Origin of the sequence: Staphylococcus marylandisciuri (assembly GCF_025519785.1) — a bacterium.
Classification (GTDB): Bacteria; Bacillota; Bacilli; order Staphylococcales; family Staphylococcaceae; genus Staphylococcus; species Staphylococcus marylandisciuri.
Genome location: NZ_JAOPKZ010000001.1, coordinates 172,477 through 188,238, shown reverse-complemented (window position 1 = coordinate 188,238; position 15,762 = coordinate 172,477). Strand labels below are relative to the sequence as shown.

Here is a 15,762-nt window from a genome sequence, read left to right as displayed (position 1 = left end):
GCTGACAGCGATCCTTTCTCAATTTAAATACCTTTTAATACTAGCCGATTCTTCATTGAGTTACAACTTTTTTTAGCTTTCTTATTTTAACATTAGTAAATGTAGTACTATTTTGTAGATGAATGTTCACTAGCCATTAATCGTAGAGGACCATTGTAAACGATGCGGAATAAATACTCGACGACTTGATCACTACTCTTCGGATTCTCTTCTGTGACCCAATGTTTAATGAAAGAAATCGTTGCGCCAGCAACATAACTGTGGAAATAACTTTTCGGAACACCTGCAATAGTGTCACCTTGAGTAATATGTTTATCCATATTCTCATACATCGTCTGACTAATCTTCTCCTCAATGCGGGTTGTGTGACCGATATTGAATATGACACGGTAGAATTCAATATTGTCTGCAATATAGTCGAGAATGTTATGCAAAATTTGGTTTGCAAACTCTCGTGCAAAAGATTCGGGATCCATCTGAGGAGTTAAGAAAAGCTCGTAATTAAGTGATTGTGAAAGAAGATTGATATATTCATTCTCTAAACTGTCTAATAAATCGTATTTATCTAAGTAGTGAAGGTAAAATGTCCCTCGATTAATATCAGCTTTCTCTGTAATATCACTAATCGTGATTTTCTCTAAAGTCTTTTCTCTAAGCAGACTTATAAAAGCATGTCTAATGGCATCTTTTGTCTTTCTTACGCGACGATCTTCTGCCATAATTTACACCTTCTTTTTAAAAATTTGGTATTTAATCAACAATAAATATTTATTTGTTGGTTAAAGAACACATTGACGTTTATTGATTATTGTATAATCTTTTATAATCATTATAATAGACAAAGTAATCGATATTCAACACATTGTTCAATAAAAAGGAGGTCGACAGTGATGAATATTTTAAAAAATAAATTCTTATGGCTAGCTCCCATTGTTATATTAATTGTACTTGGAATATTTGCATTAGCTTTCTACCCAGCTTTTAACCCTAAACCTAAAGAATTACCTATAGCCATTGTGAACAAAGACAAAGGTACATCAATTCAGGATAAAAAGATTGATATTGGAAAAAAATTAGAAGATAAATTAACAGATAGCGATTCAGACACAGTAAAATGGAAAAGTGTCGATAGTGAGAAAAAAGCTAAAGATGGATTAAATGAGCAGAAATATTATGGCATGATTGTGCTTGAAAAAGACTTCTCAAAACACGCGATGAGTAAAGCACAAAAGGTCGTGATGAGTGCCAAGCAGCAAGAAATGAAAGACAAAGTTAAATCAGGTGATATACCTCCTGAAAAAGCGAAACAAATGAAAGAAAAGATGCAGCAACAAGGTGGTAACAATGATGTGAAGGTAGAAAAAGCCCACGTTAAAACACTCGTTAACGATGGAGCGAATAAACAAGCATCACAAATTGCATCTCAAGTATTAAGCGGTGTAGGAACAAATATCAATAAACAAATAACACAACAAGCTACATCTATGCTTGGTAACCAAGATGTGAAAGTATCACCGAAGGATATTAATGGTCTTACTAACCCTGTTAAAGTCTCAGATAGTAAGATACATGAAGTGAAAGATCATCAAGGTGGCGGTAACGCTCCATTCTTAATGTTCATGCCAGTATGGATGAGCTCAATCATAGCATCAGTGCTCTTATACTACGCATTTAGAACATCAAATAATGTCTCAATCGCTAACCGAGTGAAAGCGTCATTATTACAAATGCTCTTCGCTGTTATCACTGCATTTGTTGGCGGCTTTGGTTATATTTACTTCATGTCTGGTGTATTAGGATTTGATTTCCCACACACTGCTCGAATGGCTCTGTTCATTTCAATTACGATATTAGGCTTCATTGCATTAGTGCTCGGAAGTATGACAGTGCTAACTATGCTAGTAGTACCTATCTTCTTCCTAGCAATGTTCTTCAGCATTCAACTTGTAATGTTCCCTAAAGAAATGTTGCCTAAGTTCTATCAAGATTATATTGTGAGCTGGAACCCGTTCACGCATTATGCAACTAGCGTGCGCGAGATCTTATATATGAATCAACCACTTACCTTAAATAGTACAACTTGGATGTTAATCGGCTTTATGATTTACGGTGTCGTTATGATTCTTGTGGCTACAATTATTAAAAAGCACAGTGATAAACGTACTGAAATACCATCTTAAATATGTAAAGACTGGAGGCTGGGACATAAAGGTCTTTGCCGGAGCGGGACTACGAAATCTTTTTAGTCAAATTAGATTTCTGTCCCGCTCCCTTTTTTAGTTAAAAAGTATGGTAGAGCTCAGTTATAAGTCTAAATATTTATCATATAGAGGGCAAGGGAAGTATAGTCCAGTTATGATAAGACAAATCTCAGTGATAGTAACTTTATCACAACTCCTAGGTGATAATGGATGAGTAAGAATTACTTCACTATCTAGAGTACCGCGTATTCTCTATATAAGAATAGTTGTTAACTTGGCATGTACTATTATATGAAGAAACTAATAATGTGGAGAATAAGTGACAAATATTTAGGTTTATTGTTTTTAAACATTGAATCTTATATGATTAGAGCATAATCCTAGTTGACGGGAGGATATTGATGAAATATGTACAATATGGCATGAAGACAGTCTTCATTACAGTGCTATTTGCCGTAGTACTTGTACTTATAAGTGGGTCTCGAGAAGCTTCTGCCCATGCTACTCTTGAACACATGACGCCTAAAGAGGATCAGGTTGTGTCAAGTGCGCCTAATAAGATTGAATTGAAGTTTAATGAGCCGGTAGATGCTGACCATTCAGCTATTGCACTATATAACGATAATGGTGACGTAATTGAACACTTGAAACCGACGGAAGCGGGGTCCTCCAACGTATTAACATTTTCACCCCAACATCTTCATAAGGGTACACATCAATTAAAATGGCATGCGATTTCTGCTGATGGACATGAGGTTGGTTCTACTTATAACTTTTCAGTAGGTCAGAGGACAGCCCACCACATTGATACTTCCTTGCCCTTTTATCAAAAAGTCAGCTTTTGGTTCGGCTTAGTTCGCTATGTAACAGAGGCCCTCATGATACTGAGCGTAGGTTATTATTTAGTGAATAAGTTAGCTGAAAGAAGAGGGCTCAAGGTATATCAAATATTACCTCATCATCAAGCGGTGATTTGGAGTATTATTATACTAATCATTATCACAGGTCTACTCTATTTATTTACGTTGTCAAACGATATTAGAAAGGACATTCTATCGCTAGATAAAGCCACTTTGCTACAAACACCATTTATTATAACAAGTGTTGCACTGATCATCCTATTCTTCTTATGGACATTAAATAGGATGACAGAAATATGGTATACCTTGATACCTAGTACTATAATCATAGTGTTAAGTATGTCAGGACACGCTTGGTCTCAACATCTCGTATGGTGGTCCTTATTCATACGTGTGATACATATAGGGGGGATAGCGCTCTGGTTAGGAGCCTTGATTTATCTCATTGTTGACTATTTTCAAGACACTCATCATTCTATGGTTAGAACAACACGGCGCTTTTTATTGCAAACGAATTTAATAGCTGTGTTGATGATTATTATCTCAGGTATATTGATGATGGTCGATGAAACCCATATTTCAATATTATGGTCAGAATTTCACACTTGGACGATTTTAGTGGTAGTTAAGATGATAGGAACTGCCCTCATGATGCTGCTAGGTTATTATCAAACTATTCATGCACTTAAGCATCAAGGTCGTGCTAGACTACTGCCATTAATGAGTGAACTCAGTATCGGTGTGTTGCTTGTATTATTAGGCGTAGTAATGAGTCAAATAAGTATCCCTGCTTAATGAATAATATTTTAAATAAAAATTAAAGTTTTATAAGAGGAGAAAAGACTATGTTGAAGAAAATCTTATCAATTATTGTAGTATTTATCGTAGGTCTAAGCATTAATTCAGTTGCACAAGCACACGTTACACTAAATCCTAATACGAGTGAACCCGGCTCTTATGAGAAATACGAAGTGCGTGTACCAGTTGAAAAAGACGCTCATACGACTAAAATCGAACTTGAAGTTCCTAAAGAGGTAGAAGTGGTCGGCATTCAGCCTAATCACTTATTCGATTATGATTTGAAAAAGGATAGTAAAGGAAATATTAAAAAGATTACTTGGAAAGCTAAGAAAGATGGTATAGGCCCCTCAGAGTTTATAGATCTTCCCATTGAGGTAGCTAACCCTAAAAAGGAAGGGGAATTTAAATGGAACGCTTTTCAAACATATGATAACGGAGAGGTAGTGAAATGGACCGGTAATAAAAATGCAGAAACGCCAGCTCCTATCACTACGGTTAAAAAAGGTATAACCCAGGAAGCTCATGGGGTGAAGGAAGAATCTAAACAAGATCATGCTCCACTCAGTTTATGGATTGTTTCTATTATAGCTATTCTCTTATCGCTAGTCGCACTTTTTAAGAAATCTAGAAATAAGTGATAGAATAAAGTTAAGTATCAAATTTTAAGAAAGCATTAATATAATGAACTAGAGATACTTAATGCGCCACTCAATTATAAGGAGGGGAGACCCATGCGCAGAGTACTATATGCTTTTTTATTTTACACAGCTATTGGGTTATTAAGCGGGTTCTATTATAGAGAACTCACTGTTTCGCATCATTTCACAGGCGATACACAACTCGTTATTGTCCATACCCATACACTCATACTCGGTATGATGATGCATTTATTGTTACTCCCATTAGTCAAAGTCTTTAAATTATCTAATTACTATTTATTTAATTGGTTCTTCTATATTTATAATATAGGTGTCGTAATAACGGTAGGTATGATGGCATTAAAAGGGACGTATCAAGTATTAGGGAAACATGTACCTGAATCATTTGCAGGCTATGCGGGCTTAGGACATACAGTGATTACTGCAGGTTTTGTATTACTGTTCTTCTTATTAAGAAAAGCGATTATCAAAGATCCAGTGGAGAAAGACAAAGAGTAGGATAAAGCTGATTGCTGAAAGGCGAGATTAAAACTGATCGGTTTTGAATACGAATTGAAAAGTCATACACCGCACAAATAATTTTCTCTATTACTATATAAAAGCTAGGGAGCGGGACAGAAATCTTTTTATTCAAATTAGATTTCTGTCCCGCTCCCTTTTTAAGGGTTGATATTCCAGAATCTGTATTGAGTTTCTTACTATAGTACCTATCACATCACTGTAAAGTATATCCTAGGTGTTCCGTCTTTCCAATCTCATCACGCCCTCTATCATAGGCAGGTAATAATCTAATATATTGATAACCTTTCTCATTTATATGATAATAATGTAGAACTAAGATTAACTGGGAGGCTTTATTATGAAAGATGTGACGATTATTGGCGGGGGTCCTGCAGGTTTGTTTGCGAGTTTCTATGCTGGTTTGCGTGGGATGAGTGTCCGTATTGTTGACGTGCAAGATAAACTCGGCGGTAAGATGCATGTATATCCTGAAAAAATAATTTGGGACATTGGTGGAGTGGCGCCTAAGCCATGTTACGAAATTATAGAAGATATGATTACTCAAGGTTTGCACTTTAAACCTGAAGTTCAATTAAATGAGCGTGTAGTGGATATTAATAAAGTGAACGAACGTCATTTTGAAATAGTGACTGAATCAGGGCGCATTTACGAATCAAAGTCAGTGATCATAGCTATTGGTGGAGGTATTATTAACCCTAAGCCATTAGAAATTAAGGATGCTGACCGATACAACTTGACTAACCTTCATTATGTGGTCCAATCTTTAAAGAAATTTAAAGACAAGGATATCTTAATTTCGGGAGCAGGAAATTCTGCTTTAGATTGGGCGAATGATCTGAGTGGATACGCTAAATCGGTGACATTAATTTATCGGAAATCTGAAGTGAGAGGTTACGAAGCAATTAGTGCAAGACTGGACGAGTTAAACGTACGCAAGATGCCGAGCACGCATATCACTGAGCTCATTGGTGATGATACAGAGACGCGTATAGATCAAGTTGTGTTAGAGAATATAGAGACTGGAGAAACGACTACTGAACATTTTGACGATGTGATTATTAGTCATGGTTTTGATCGTGAAAATAGGTTGTTAAAAGAAGCGAAGACACAAGTAGATATGTTTGATGACTATCGAGTGAAAGGCTTTGGTAATACTGCAACTAGTGTTCCAGGTTTATATGCCTGTGGTGACATCGTCCATCATGATGCGAAAATTCACTTGATTGCGAGTGCATTTAGTGACGCTGGAAATGCAGCTAATTTAGCGAAACAGTATATTCAGCCTGATGCAGCTCGAGAAGGGTACGTGTCGAGTCATAATGAGGTGTTCAAAGAATCTAATGAAGTGATTATGAAGAAATATTTATAATTTTAAAATGACGAGAAATGAGACTAGTTCATTACTGAGAGGGGTATGAAGCGTGATAGAAATGAAATATGAGCCACCTAAAGCTGAAGCTTATTGTGATTTGCGTCGTGTAGCAGGAATGAGTGAGAAATCTGTAGCGGCTGCTCGAAAAGGATTGGGGAATGCATGCTTTGATGTTACACTTTATGACAATGTTAAGTTGATTGGTATGGGCCGCCTCATTGGTGATGGCGGCACAGCGTTCCAAATTATAGATATTGCTGTTGATCCAGAATATCAAGGACAGGGTTATGGCAAGAAGATTATGACTGAAATAATGAATTATCTTAATCAGATTGCTGAGGCGGGCACGTATGTGAGTCTCATTGCTGATTATCCTGCTGATCAGTTATATAAACAGTTTGGTTTTGAGGCTACAGAACCTGAAGCTGGAGGTATGTATAGACGCTATACTTAAGTGTATATTTTAAAAAGGCATTTGAAAGTCGAGGAAGGTTTTTTCCACTTAGTTGGATGGAGCACCCTCTGCCAAGTTGAGCTTTCAAATGCCTTTTATTTATATATTATTTTTCTTCTTCCATAGTTACATTAGTTGCTGTAGTACGTGAACGTAAATCAGCTTCAATTTCTTCTAAACTTCGACCTCTCGTTTCAGGTAAGAATTTAGCTACGAAGATAATAGCAAAGATGCCAATAACTGCAAAGATCAAGAAGACGCCTTGTACTGGCAATAGATCTGTAAGTTTAGGGAAGAATTGTGCGACAAGTATACTTCCTATTGATAATACGAGTGCTGCTAGACCTGTCGCAGCACCTCGAGCACGCATTGGGAATAGTTCTGGTAGCATAACCCATAGCACGGGGCCCCACGTAAAGCCGAAGAATAAGATAAAGATAGTTAGACACGCGATAATAATCCAGGCAGCAGAGTTGATGCCTAGTGTCCAAATCAGAATGGCCATGACGATGAGTGACGCCACCATGCCGGTGTTACCTGTGATGAGTAACTTCTTACGATCAATTTTATCTATAATAAAAATTGCTACAATAGTAATTAAGACGTTAATTGTTCCGATCCCTACTGTACCTAGAATAGAAGCGGAATCATCTAAACCTGCTTTGCTGATGATACGTGGAGCGTAGTAAATAATCGCGTTAATACCGATGATTTGTTGGAATAACGCAAAGATACAGCCGATGATAATCGTTGGTCTCAGCCACGGAGAGCTAAGAACTTTCATCGTACTTTCGGATACACGGCTAATTTCACGCATATCAGCAATTTCCTTATCGATTTCATCCTCTGGAAATGTTAAACGCATCACATCACGTGCTGCTTTCTCACTGCGATGTTCAAGTAACCAGCGAGGGCTTTCTGGCATGAAAGCTACACCAATGAGTAAGATTAACGAAGGGACAATAGCTAAACCAAGCATCCATCTCCAGCCTTCAATAGGTGTAAATGCGTAGTTAACTAAATATGAAGCAAGAATACCGATTGTTATCATAAGTTGGTTCAGTGAACTGAGTGACCCTCGGTGTTCGGTCGGTGCCATCTCTGATAAATAAACAGGAACTATAGCTGTAGAACCACCGACTGCTAAACCGATGATGAAGCGACCAGTGATTAAGATTGAAACACTTGGTGCTAGCGCTAAGATAAGCGCACCTACGATATAGATGATCGCGATAATAGCTACCACTCTGCGTCGACCGAGTCGATCTGAAGTCGGCCCGCTTGCACCAGAACCGAAGATGGCACCGATCAGCATCGCTGAAACGATAAATCCTTCAGTCCAACTACTTGTGTAATGCAAGTCGTGTTTGATGAAGAGAAGTGCTCCTGAAATGACCCCCATATCATAACCGTAAAGCAATCCTCCTAAAGCGCCTAAGAAGAAAATGAGTTTTTTATTTATTTTTACTCCCATATTTTTACCTCCTGTTGATTAGACAAGTAAAGTATACGCTTTCATAAAGTTTCTGTAAATAAGTAAGTTTATTCATATATAAAAAGCTGATTTTTATACATATTTTAGAGTGCAATCATTTTAACTACTAAAAAAGAGGTCAGGACAAAAGCGTTTAGGAGGGGCCCCAACAAAGAGAAACTGGTAAACCAGTTTCACCAAGCACAGCGAGTTGGGGTGGGGCCCCAACACAGAGAAACTGGTTCATCAGTTTCCACAAGCAATGCGAGTTGGGGTGGGGCCCCAACACAAAGAAACTGGTTCATCAGTTTCCACAAGCAATGCGAGTTGGGGTGGGGCCCCAACAAAGAGAAACTGGGACATAATGGTCTTTGACTAGAGAGAAAGAGGCTGGGACATAAATCCCAGCCTAATTAACATCTCGGCAGTAGATGACTGATTTGAAAATGCGCTTGTATCAAGCTTTTTTCAATTCTAGTCATCCTTGCCGGGGCGGGACTACGAAATCTTTTTATTCAAATTAGATTTCTGTCCCGCTCCCTTTTGAAACGCCGTTAATCGGTTTCCCAGAGCACAAAAGTTTTATGTCTCAACCTCTAACAAATATGGTCACTATTTAGTAATTATTTGTCAAAATCGATAATAATACGGCCAGCGTTGTCGTGGCTTAATACCTTATCAATATATTTCTCTAAATCTTTAAAAGCAATAGTAGTCTTAATTTCGTGAAGTTGATCAGGTTTCAAGTCTTTAGCTAAGCGACGCCAAATCTTCGTACGCATCTTCATCGTCGCTTGAACAGAATCTATACCTATAATATTTGCTCCGCGCAGTATAAATGGAAAGATGCTGCTTTCAAAATGGTTGCCGCCTGTCATGCCAATTAAGGCTAAGCTCCCATTATGGTGCAGCTGTTTAACGACTTGAGCTAAGCTTGACCCGCCAACTGGATCGATTGCTGCCTGCCATTTACGTTCAGCTAATGGTTTACCATCGTAGTCTTCTATGCGCGGTATGACGTCTTTAGCCCCTAAGCGTTTCAATTCCTCTTCAGTGCCTTCTTTGCCTGTACTAGCAATAACGTCATAACCTATAGAATTTAACATCATTGTAGCGAGTGTGCCCACACCGCCTGTAGCTCCACGAACGAGCACGGATTCTTTTTCTACGGACAAGCCGTTGTGTTCTAGTTCTTCGATAGCAAGCCCCGCTGTGAAGCCTGCAGTACCGTAAATCATCGCTTCTTCTAAAGTAAGATCTTTCGGTTTTTTCACTATCCAATTTTCGTTAACACGCGCATATTCGCTAAAGCCACCGTAATGCGCCACACCCAAATCATAACCAGTAACGATGACTTCATCACCGGAGTCAAAGCTAGGCGTTTCAGAATGTTCAACGACTCCTGCTAGGTCTATGCCAGGAATCATTGGATAATTGCTGACAATCTTATTATTATCAGTTGTAGCAAGTGCATCTTTATAATTGATACCAGAATATTTAATTCTGATTAACACGTCCCCATCTGGTAAATCGTCAGTAGTGATATCTTTGAACCCTTTAGATATCTTTCCATCTACTTCTTCCACGAAAAATGCTTTGAAAGATTCACTCATATTAGCCACTCCCTCTCCATTATATCTGTAGTGCCAATGTATCACTTTCGTTTTGACGTCTCAATTAACTTGCGTCACTCCACCTATAAATATTTATCATGAATAATTGGAGGAACCACATCGAAGGGTTCTCGAATCTCTAGTTAGGTCGGGACAAAACGTTTGGGATTTGAGCAGGGGGCCCCAACAAAGAGAAACTGATTTATCAGTTTCACCAAGCAATGCAAGTTGGGGTGGGGCCCCAACAAAGAGAAACTGATTTATCAGTTTCACCAAGCAATGCAAGTTGGGGTAGGGCCCCAACACAAAGAAACTGGTTCATCAGTTTCCACCAGCAATGCGAGTTGGGGTGGGGCCCCAACTAAGAGAAGCTGGGACATAATGGTCTTTGACTAAAGAGAAAGAGGCTGGGACATAAAGTAATGTCTCAACTTCTCTCAGCATCTTGGCAGTAGATGACTGATTTGAAAATGCGCTTGTATCAAGCTTTTTCAATTCTAGTCATCCTTGCCGGGGCGGGACTACGAAATCTTTTATTCAAATTAGATTTCTGTCCCGCTCCCGAATCGTGAGCTCGCAAATTTTACTGTGGGGACGCCGTTCATCGGTTATCTCAGGGCACAGAAATTGTATGTCTCAACCGCGTCTCTAGTGATGATTGTTAAATGAATTGGTCTGCTTAATGATGTAATATAGTGTAAATTAAAGAACGATATTGACGGGAATTTGAGAAAAACGTATAATAATTGAAAATGATTATCAACAACAATTAATAACTATAATTATCATACGAGGTGGCAACATGAGAAAACTATCAGTAGCAGTATTATCATCAGCTTTATTACTAGGAGCTTGTGGCTCACAAGATTCTGATAAAGACAAGAACGCATCTAAGAAAAATGAAGTGAAAACTGAGGTTAAACAAGCGACTAAGGATTACAAAGCATACACTAGCAAAGAATTAGATAAATTCTTGAAAGGGACTGAAGACTTCGTTCAAGCTGTGAAGTCCGATGATATGGAGAAAGCGAAAGAACTTTATCCTAAAGTGCGTATGTATTATGAACGTTCAGAGCCAGTGGCTGAAGCATTTGGTGACCTAGATCCGAAGATCGATGCTCGTTTAGCAGACATGGAAGAAGAAAAGAAAGCAGACGAATGGACGGGTTACCATAAGATTGAACATGACTTATACCAAGCTAATAAGATTACAGACACTACGAAGAAAGACGCAGACCAATTGCTGAAAGATACGAAAGAATTACACGCTAAAGCAGATACTTTAGAAATTACGCCTAAGTTGATGTTACAAGGTTCGGTTGATTTATTGAATGAGGTTTCCACATCTAAGATAACTGGGGAAGAAGAGATATATTCTCATACAGACTTATACGACTTTAAAGCCAATATTGAAGGTGCTGAGAAGATTTACGAACTATTTAAACCAGCATTAGAGAAAAAAGATAAAAAGTTAAGTAAAGAATTAGAAGAGAAATTTGGTAAAGTGAATAAGCTACTAGATCAGTTTAAGACGGATGACGGTTATAAATCATATGAGGAAGTTTCAAAGAAACAACGTAAAGAGTTGTCAGAGGCGGTTAATGAATTAGGTGAACCATTAGGTCGTATGGCTGTGATTAACGAATGAGAGAGCGGCATGAAAGTGAGCAAACGACATTTTCCCGACGTTCATTTCTTAAGATGTTAGGAATAGGTGGTGCAGGTGTAGCTATAGGTGCAAGTGGCGTAGGGAGTATCTGGTCACTTAAGTCCGCATTTGATACCCCGGAAGATGAACCACATCAAGCATATGAGTTTCATGGTAAGGTTCAACCGGGGATCACCACCCCGCATCAAAAGAATATTAATTTAGCAGTCCTAGATTTGAAGACCAGTGAGGTTGAGTCGGTCAAACGTATGTTTAAAGATTGGACGGAGTACAGTAAAGCGATGATGCAAGGAAAGCTCGTAGGCTCTAACAACAGTAATGCGCTCCTTCCTCCTAAAGATACAGGAGAAGCTATGGGATTAGATGCGAATCGCCTCACTCTGTCTTTTGGAGTATCTAGTAGTTTCATGAAAAAGCTCAATCTTGAAGATAAGATGCTTAATACTTGGAAAGAACTACCGCACTTCCCTGGCGACCAACTATCTAAAGCTTTTACCGGTGGCGATATATTTATCCAAGCTTGTGCAAACGATCCTCAAGTAGCTTTTCACGCGATCCATAATTTGATACGTCCATACTACGATACGGTTAAAGTACGATGGTCAGAAACTGGCTTTGTGTCAGGTAAAGCTAAAGAGACACCGCGAAATGTGATGGCTTTTAAAGATGGGACTGAGAATCCGCGTAATACACATGATTATAAACAACACGTGTTCATTGAGGATGGTTGGGCTAAATACGCCACTTATTGCGTCTTGCGTAAGATTCAAATTCACATCGAAACTTGGGACCGGACCTCTTTAGAAGAACAAGAAGCAACCTTTGGACGTCATCGTGACTCAGGTGCACCATTGGGGAAAAAAGATGAATACGACACATTAGATTTAGATGCTAAAGATGACCAGGGACAACCGACGATACCCAAAGATGCCCACGCGCGTCTTGCTAAAGAATCGAAACAGCATATACTACGCCGAGCTTATAACTATATGCGGGGGACGAGTGAAGATACGGGAAATTATGATACAGGTTTATTATTTATTAGCTTTCAAAAAGACCCCCAACAGTTTATAGATATTCAAAATAAATTAGGCTCTGTAGACAAATTAAATGAATACATTACCCATCGTGGTTCAGGGTTGTTCCTTATGTTGCCAGGCGTACGCAAAGGAGGTTATCTAGGTGATACGCTCTTCAGCTAAAGTCCTCATGATAGCGCTCTTAATGATCACCTTGACGTTATCAATACCTTCTACTACGTCAGCCAAAGATTTGGAGATCAGCGATGTGTATGCTGCGATTACGGATAGTAAAATGACGCTCGATGATTCAAAAGCATCGCAACATAGCAAAGAGCAAGCTGTTGAAGATGTTGTTACAAAAGTTAATCGCCTTCGAGTGAAAGACTCTAAAGAAGGACGAGAGGTCAATGATATCCTCAAAAAGCTTGAGTCTTCACATAATGTCGAGACCCAAAAAGAGCAGCTTTCTGATTTAACTAAAGCACTAATCGCTTATGAAAAAAGTGAAAATAAGTCAGATGATAGCGGTGAGATTAAAACATTGAAATCGTCTATCAAGGCTAAAGATCCAGATTTCCAAAATGCGATTCAAGCTAAAGATCAAGAAAAGCTTAAGGCATTAAACAATGAAGTGAATTCAATATGGACGAAACATGAATCAATCATTCGCAATAAAGATGTAGGTCAATATGGTCAAATTGAAGTAGGGTTAATGCAGCTGAGAGTCGCTGTTGAAAAGGAACCTTTAAATACAAAGAAAGTAAATAGCGCTTGGACTAACTTCAGCGCGTCAATCCAACAAGCTGGACAACAGCCTTCTGAGCAGGAAAGTAGTAAGTATAACGCAGGCCAGCTCAATGAGGCTTTAAATACCGCAATCCAAGCCATCGATAATAATAACTTAGATAAAGCTGATACTGCATTGACACAGTTTATTAAAACGTGGCCGTATGTAGAAGGCGAAATTCAAACGAAGAACATCAGTTTGTACACTAAAATTGAAAATAAAGTTCCTTACTATCAAGGTATTCTAGACCAACACAACAAAGAAGATGTGAAAAAAGGATTGTCTGAAATTAATCAAGAAATTAAAGATACCGTCAACGTTGACCATTACTCATCCATTGATGTGATGCTCATATTCTTACGTGAGGGGTTAGAAGTACTACTCATCATCATGACTTTAACAACGATGACCAAAAAGATGGACGACCGTAAAGGAACGCGTAGCATTGTAGGTGGAGCGATAATAGGTGGATTACTAAGTTTAAGTATCGCCTTATTATTCATACATATTTTTGGAGAAGCAGGCACGCTACGTGAAGGTATAGAAGCTGGACTTGGTATAATAGCTGTAGCGTTAATGTTCGTTGTAGGTTTGTGGTTGCATAGACGTTCTAGCGCTAAACGATGGGATGCCATGGTGGAGTCCATGTATCAAAGTGCCGTGCGACAGAATAGCGTCTTACTGCTAGGTATCATCGGCTTGATTACCGTCTTACGAGAAGGCGTAGAAGTCATTGTTTTCTATGTAGGTATGTTGGGGAATATTTCGACACTGCAATTTGTGCTTGGTATCCTATATGCCGTCATCATATTGATTATTTTCGCTGTACTTTACCGTTATATCGTTCGTTTAATACCTCTTCACTACATTTTCAAAGTGTTGACGTTTGTATTATTTATAATGGCTTTTAAAATGTTAGGGGTAAGTGTACAGAAATTACAATTACTGCATATTATTGGTCGTCACGATATTGCATCGCTACCCACTATCAGCTGGATCGGCTTTTATCCTACAGCTGAAACTATACTCGCTCAGGCCATTCTCGTCATAGCTATTGCAACTTATCTGATTATAAATGGGAGACGAGGGAGTAAATAAATGAGTATTTACGGTTTAGTAGCTTAGAACAATAAAGATAGAAATTTTAAAACAAGAGAACGTGGATGATTATAAATACGAAGATAAATAGAATGAGTTAGGAATAAGAAAGCACTGAGATAATTCTAGAGAGGTCGGGACAAAAGCGTTTAGAGTTTGAGCAGGGGGCCCCAACACAAAGAAACTGGTAAACCAGTTTCCACAAGCTATGCGAGTTGGGGTGGGGCCCCAACAAAGAGAAACTGGTAAATCAGTTTCTACAAGCACTGCGAGTTGGGGTGGCCCCAACAAAGAGGGAGCGAGACAGAAATCTAATTTGAATAAAAAGATTTCGTAGTCCCGCTCCGGCAAGGATGACTAGAATTGAAAAAAGCTTGATACAAGCCCGTTTTCAAATCAGTCATCTACTGCCAAGATGCTGAAAGAAGCTGAGACATTACATTAAGTCCCAGTTTCCACAAGCACAGCAGCTTTATATCTTGACCTCGATTGAGAAGATCTTAGTGCTTTTTGCAGTATGAAGAATCATCTAAGCATTGTGTTTTGGACGAGTCCATTTTACCCATACCATACTGATCTCAAATAATAAGATAATAGGTAAAGTTAGGATGAGGTTCATAATAATATCAGGTGGTGCGATGAGACTTGCGAGTACGAAGCTAAAGAAATAAACATATTTACGGTAATGTTTAAGTTGATAAACGTCGATGATTTGAAAGTATGCTAAACCTTTGAAGAGGACAGGCAGTTGAAACAGTACACCGAACGTAAGTAACCATCTTATGAGCTCGTTCAAATATTGTTTTAATCCAATTAAAGGTTGAACGTGCATGATATGTGATAAGTTGTTGGCCCAATTTATGATATATGGATAAACGATGAAAAATGCGCATAGCACACCGATAATAAATAATATCAGAGATGCCACTCCGTATTTTAAAATATAATATCTTTCCTTGCCTTCAAGACCAGGGATGATGAAAGCCCATATATGATAGAAGATGACTGGTGTACATACACATAAGCTTATGAAAAAGATGACTTTAATATAAATTTGTATTAATTCAGTGACACCGAAAGCATGTAAATCGATTGATGGCGGAAGAATGAAATGTAACACATGAGGTAACCACCAATTTGAGAGTAAATATAAGATTACGATAACGATGACTAATGTTCCTGCAATGACAATTAAGCGTTGTCTTAATTCTTCTATATGTTGTGAAAGGG

The 15,762-nt window shown here is 38.4% G+C and carries 16 protein-coding genes; 12 read left to right on the top strand and 4 right to left on the bottom strand.

Annotated features, from left to right (window positions below; genetic code table 11):
* Window positions 1-107: 107 nt before the first annotated feature.
* Entirely contained in the window at window positions 108-719 is a 612-nt protein-coding gene (locus N9R04_RS00965) for a TetR/AcrR family transcriptional regulator (RefSeq protein WP_262853679.1), read from the bottom strand.
* Between the two features lie 171 nt (window positions 720-890).
* Between N9R04_RS00965 and N9R04_RS00960 the strand changes: the two genes are divergently transcribed.
* From N9R04_RS00960 to N9R04_RS00935, 6 genes are all read left to right on the top strand, one after another.
* Window positions 891-2,180, top strand: a complete 1,290-nt coding sequence (locus tag N9R04_RS00960; protein WP_262853678.1) for a YhgE/Pip domain-containing protein — start codon at window positions 891-893, stop codon at window positions 2,178-2,180.
* Between the two features lie 422 nt (window positions 2,181-2,602).
* Window positions 2,603-3,856, top strand: a complete 1,254-nt coding sequence (locus tag N9R04_RS00955; protein WP_262853676.1) for a copper resistance CopC/CopD family protein — start codon at window positions 2,603-2,605, stop codon at window positions 3,854-3,856.
* Between the two features lie 50 nt (window positions 3,857-3,906).
* Entirely contained in the window at window positions 3,907-4,500 is a 594-nt protein-coding gene (locus N9R04_RS00950) for a YcnI family protein (protein WP_262853674.1), read from the top strand.
* Between the two features lie 93 nt (window positions 4,501-4,593).
* Window positions 4,594-5,019: a DUF2871 domain-containing protein gene (locus tag N9R04_RS00945; RefSeq protein ID WP_262853673.1), complete on the top strand. Its 426-nt coding sequence runs from the start codon at window positions 4,594-4,596 to the stop codon at window positions 5,017-5,019.
* A 361-nt stretch (window positions 5,020-5,380) separates the two neighbouring features.
* Window positions 5,381-6,412 (top strand): NAD(P)/FAD-dependent oxidoreductase, encoded by a 1,032-nt coding sequence (locus N9R04_RS00940; protein ID WP_262853671.1) that lies wholly within the window; start codon window positions 5,381-5,383, stop codon window positions 6,410-6,412.
* Window positions 6,413-6,473: 61 nt separating this feature from the next.
* Entirely contained in the window at window positions 6,474-6,869 is a 396-nt protein-coding gene (locus N9R04_RS00935) for a GNAT family N-acetyltransferase (RefSeq protein WP_306439779.1), read from the top strand.
* Window positions 6,870-6,975: 106 nt separating this feature from the next.
* Here the strand turns inward: N9R04_RS00935 and glcP are convergent, their stop codons facing one another.
* Window positions 6,976-8,343 (bottom strand): glucose transporter GlcP, encoded by a 1,368-nt coding sequence (glcP, locus tag N9R04_RS00930; RefSeq protein ID WP_262853667.1) that lies wholly within the window; start codon window positions 8,341-8,343, stop codon window positions 6,976-6,978.
* Window positions 8,344-8,554: 211 nt separating this feature from the next.
* On the opposite strand from glcP, the gene N9R04_RS00925 reads away from it, so the two are divergent.
* Window positions 8,555-8,722 carry a hypothetical protein gene (locus tag N9R04_RS00925; protein ID WP_262853666.1) on the top strand — a complete coding sequence of 56 codons (168 nt, stop codon included), beginning with the start codon at window positions 8,555-8,557 and terminating at the stop codon, window positions 8,720-8,722.
* A 244-nt stretch (window positions 8,723-8,966) separates the two neighbouring features.
* Here the strand turns inward: N9R04_RS00925 and N9R04_RS00920 are convergent, their stop codons facing one another.
* A complete protein-coding gene (locus tag N9R04_RS00920) occupies window positions 8,967-9,956 on the bottom strand; it encodes an acrylyl-CoA reductase family protein (RefSeq protein ID WP_262853665.1) in 990 nt (329 codons plus the stop codon).
* 228 nt (window positions 9,957-10,184) lie between these two features.
* Here N9R04_RS00920 and N9R04_RS00915 point away from each other — a divergent pair, with 228 nt between their 5' ends.
* From N9R04_RS00915 to N9R04_RS00895, 5 genes are all read left to right on the top strand, one after another.
* Window positions 10,185-10,352, top strand: a complete 168-nt coding sequence (locus N9R04_RS00915; RefSeq protein ID WP_262853664.1) for a hypothetical protein — start codon at window positions 10,185-10,187, stop codon at window positions 10,350-10,352.
* Window positions 10,353-10,758: 406 nt separating this feature from the next.
* A complete protein-coding gene (gene efeO, locus N9R04_RS00910; RefSeq protein ID WP_262853662.1) occupies window positions 10,759-11,604 on the top strand; it encodes an iron uptake system protein EfeO in 846 nt (281 codons plus the stop codon).
* Window positions 11,601-12,827: an iron uptake transporter deferrochelatase/peroxidase subunit gene (efeB, locus tag N9R04_RS00905; protein WP_262853660.1), complete on the top strand. Its 1,227-nt coding sequence runs from the start codon at window positions 11,601-11,603 to the stop codon at window positions 12,825-12,827. The genes efeO and efeB overlap by 4 nt, the downstream gene beginning before the upstream one ends.
* Window positions 12,828-12,834: 7 nt before the next feature.
* Window positions 12,835-14,532: an FTR1 family protein gene (locus N9R04_RS00900; RefSeq protein ID WP_262853717.1), complete on the top strand. Its 1,698-nt coding sequence runs from the start codon at window positions 12,835-12,837 to the stop codon at window positions 14,530-14,532.
* Window positions 14,533-14,740: 208 nt separating this feature from the next.
* The gene (locus N9R04_RS00895; protein WP_262853659.1) at window positions 14,741-14,869 is read left to right on the top strand and encodes a hypothetical protein; all 129 of its coding nucleotides are present in this window, start codon (window positions 14,741-14,743) and stop codon (window positions 14,867-14,869) included.
* A gap of 192 nt (window positions 14,870-15,061) precedes the next feature.
* On the opposite strand, the gene tatC is transcribed toward N9R04_RS00895, so the two are convergent.
* The gene (gene tatC, locus N9R04_RS00890; protein WP_262853716.1) at window positions 15,062-15,748 is read right to left on the bottom strand and encodes a twin-arginine translocase subunit TatC; all 687 of its coding nucleotides are present in this window, start codon (window positions 15,746-15,748) and stop codon (window positions 15,062-15,064) included.
* Between the last annotated feature and the right edge of the window lie 14 nt (window positions 15,749-15,762).

Coding starts and splice junctions, on each gene's coding strand:
- N9R04_RS00950 (WP_262853674.1), top strand. CDS start 3,907: ATGTTGAAGAAAATCTTATCAATTATTGTAGTATTTATCGTAGGTCTA.
- efeB (WP_262853660.1), top strand. CDS start 11,601: ATGAGAGAGCGGCATGAAAGTGAGCAAACGACATTTTCCCGACGTTCA.
- N9R04_RS00960 (WP_262853678.1), top strand. CDS start 891: ATGAATATTTTAAAAAATAAATTCTTATGGCTAGCTCCCATTGTTATA.
- N9R04_RS00900 (WP_262853717.1), top strand. CDS start 12,835: ATGATAGCGCTCTTAATGATCACCTTGACGTTATCAATACCTTCTACT.
- N9R04_RS00965 (WP_262853679.1), bottom strand. CDS start 719: ATGGCAGAAGATCGTCGCGTAAGAAAGACAAAAGATGCCATTAGACAT.
- N9R04_RS00940 (WP_262853671.1), top strand. CDS start 5,381: ATGAAAGATGTGACGATTATTGGCGGGGGTCCTGCAGGTTTGTTTGCG.
- N9R04_RS00955 (WP_262853676.1), top strand. CDS start 2,603: ATGAAATATGTACAATATGGCATGAAGACAGTCTTCATTACAGTGCTA.
- N9R04_RS00920 (WP_262853665.1), bottom strand. CDS start 9,956: ATGAGTGAATCTTTCAAAGCATTTTTCGTGGAAGAAGTAGATGGAAAG.
- glcP (WP_262853667.1), bottom strand. CDS start 8,343: ATGGGAGTAAAAATAAATAAAAAACTCATTTTCTTCTTAGGCGCTTTA.
- N9R04_RS00935 (WP_306439779.1), top strand. CDS start 6,474: ATGAAATATGAGCCACCTAAAGCTGAAGCTTATTGTGATTTGCGTCGT.
- N9R04_RS00945 (WP_262853673.1), top strand. CDS start 4,594: ATGCGCAGAGTACTATATGCTTTTTTATTTTACACAGCTATTGGGTTA.
- efeO (WP_262853662.1), top strand. CDS start 10,759: ATGAGAAAACTATCAGTAGCAGTATTATCATCAGCTTTATTACTAGGA.
- N9R04_RS00895 (WP_262853659.1), top strand. CDS start 14,741: ATGCGAGTTGGGGTGGGGCCCCAACAAAGAGAAACTGGTAAATCAGTT.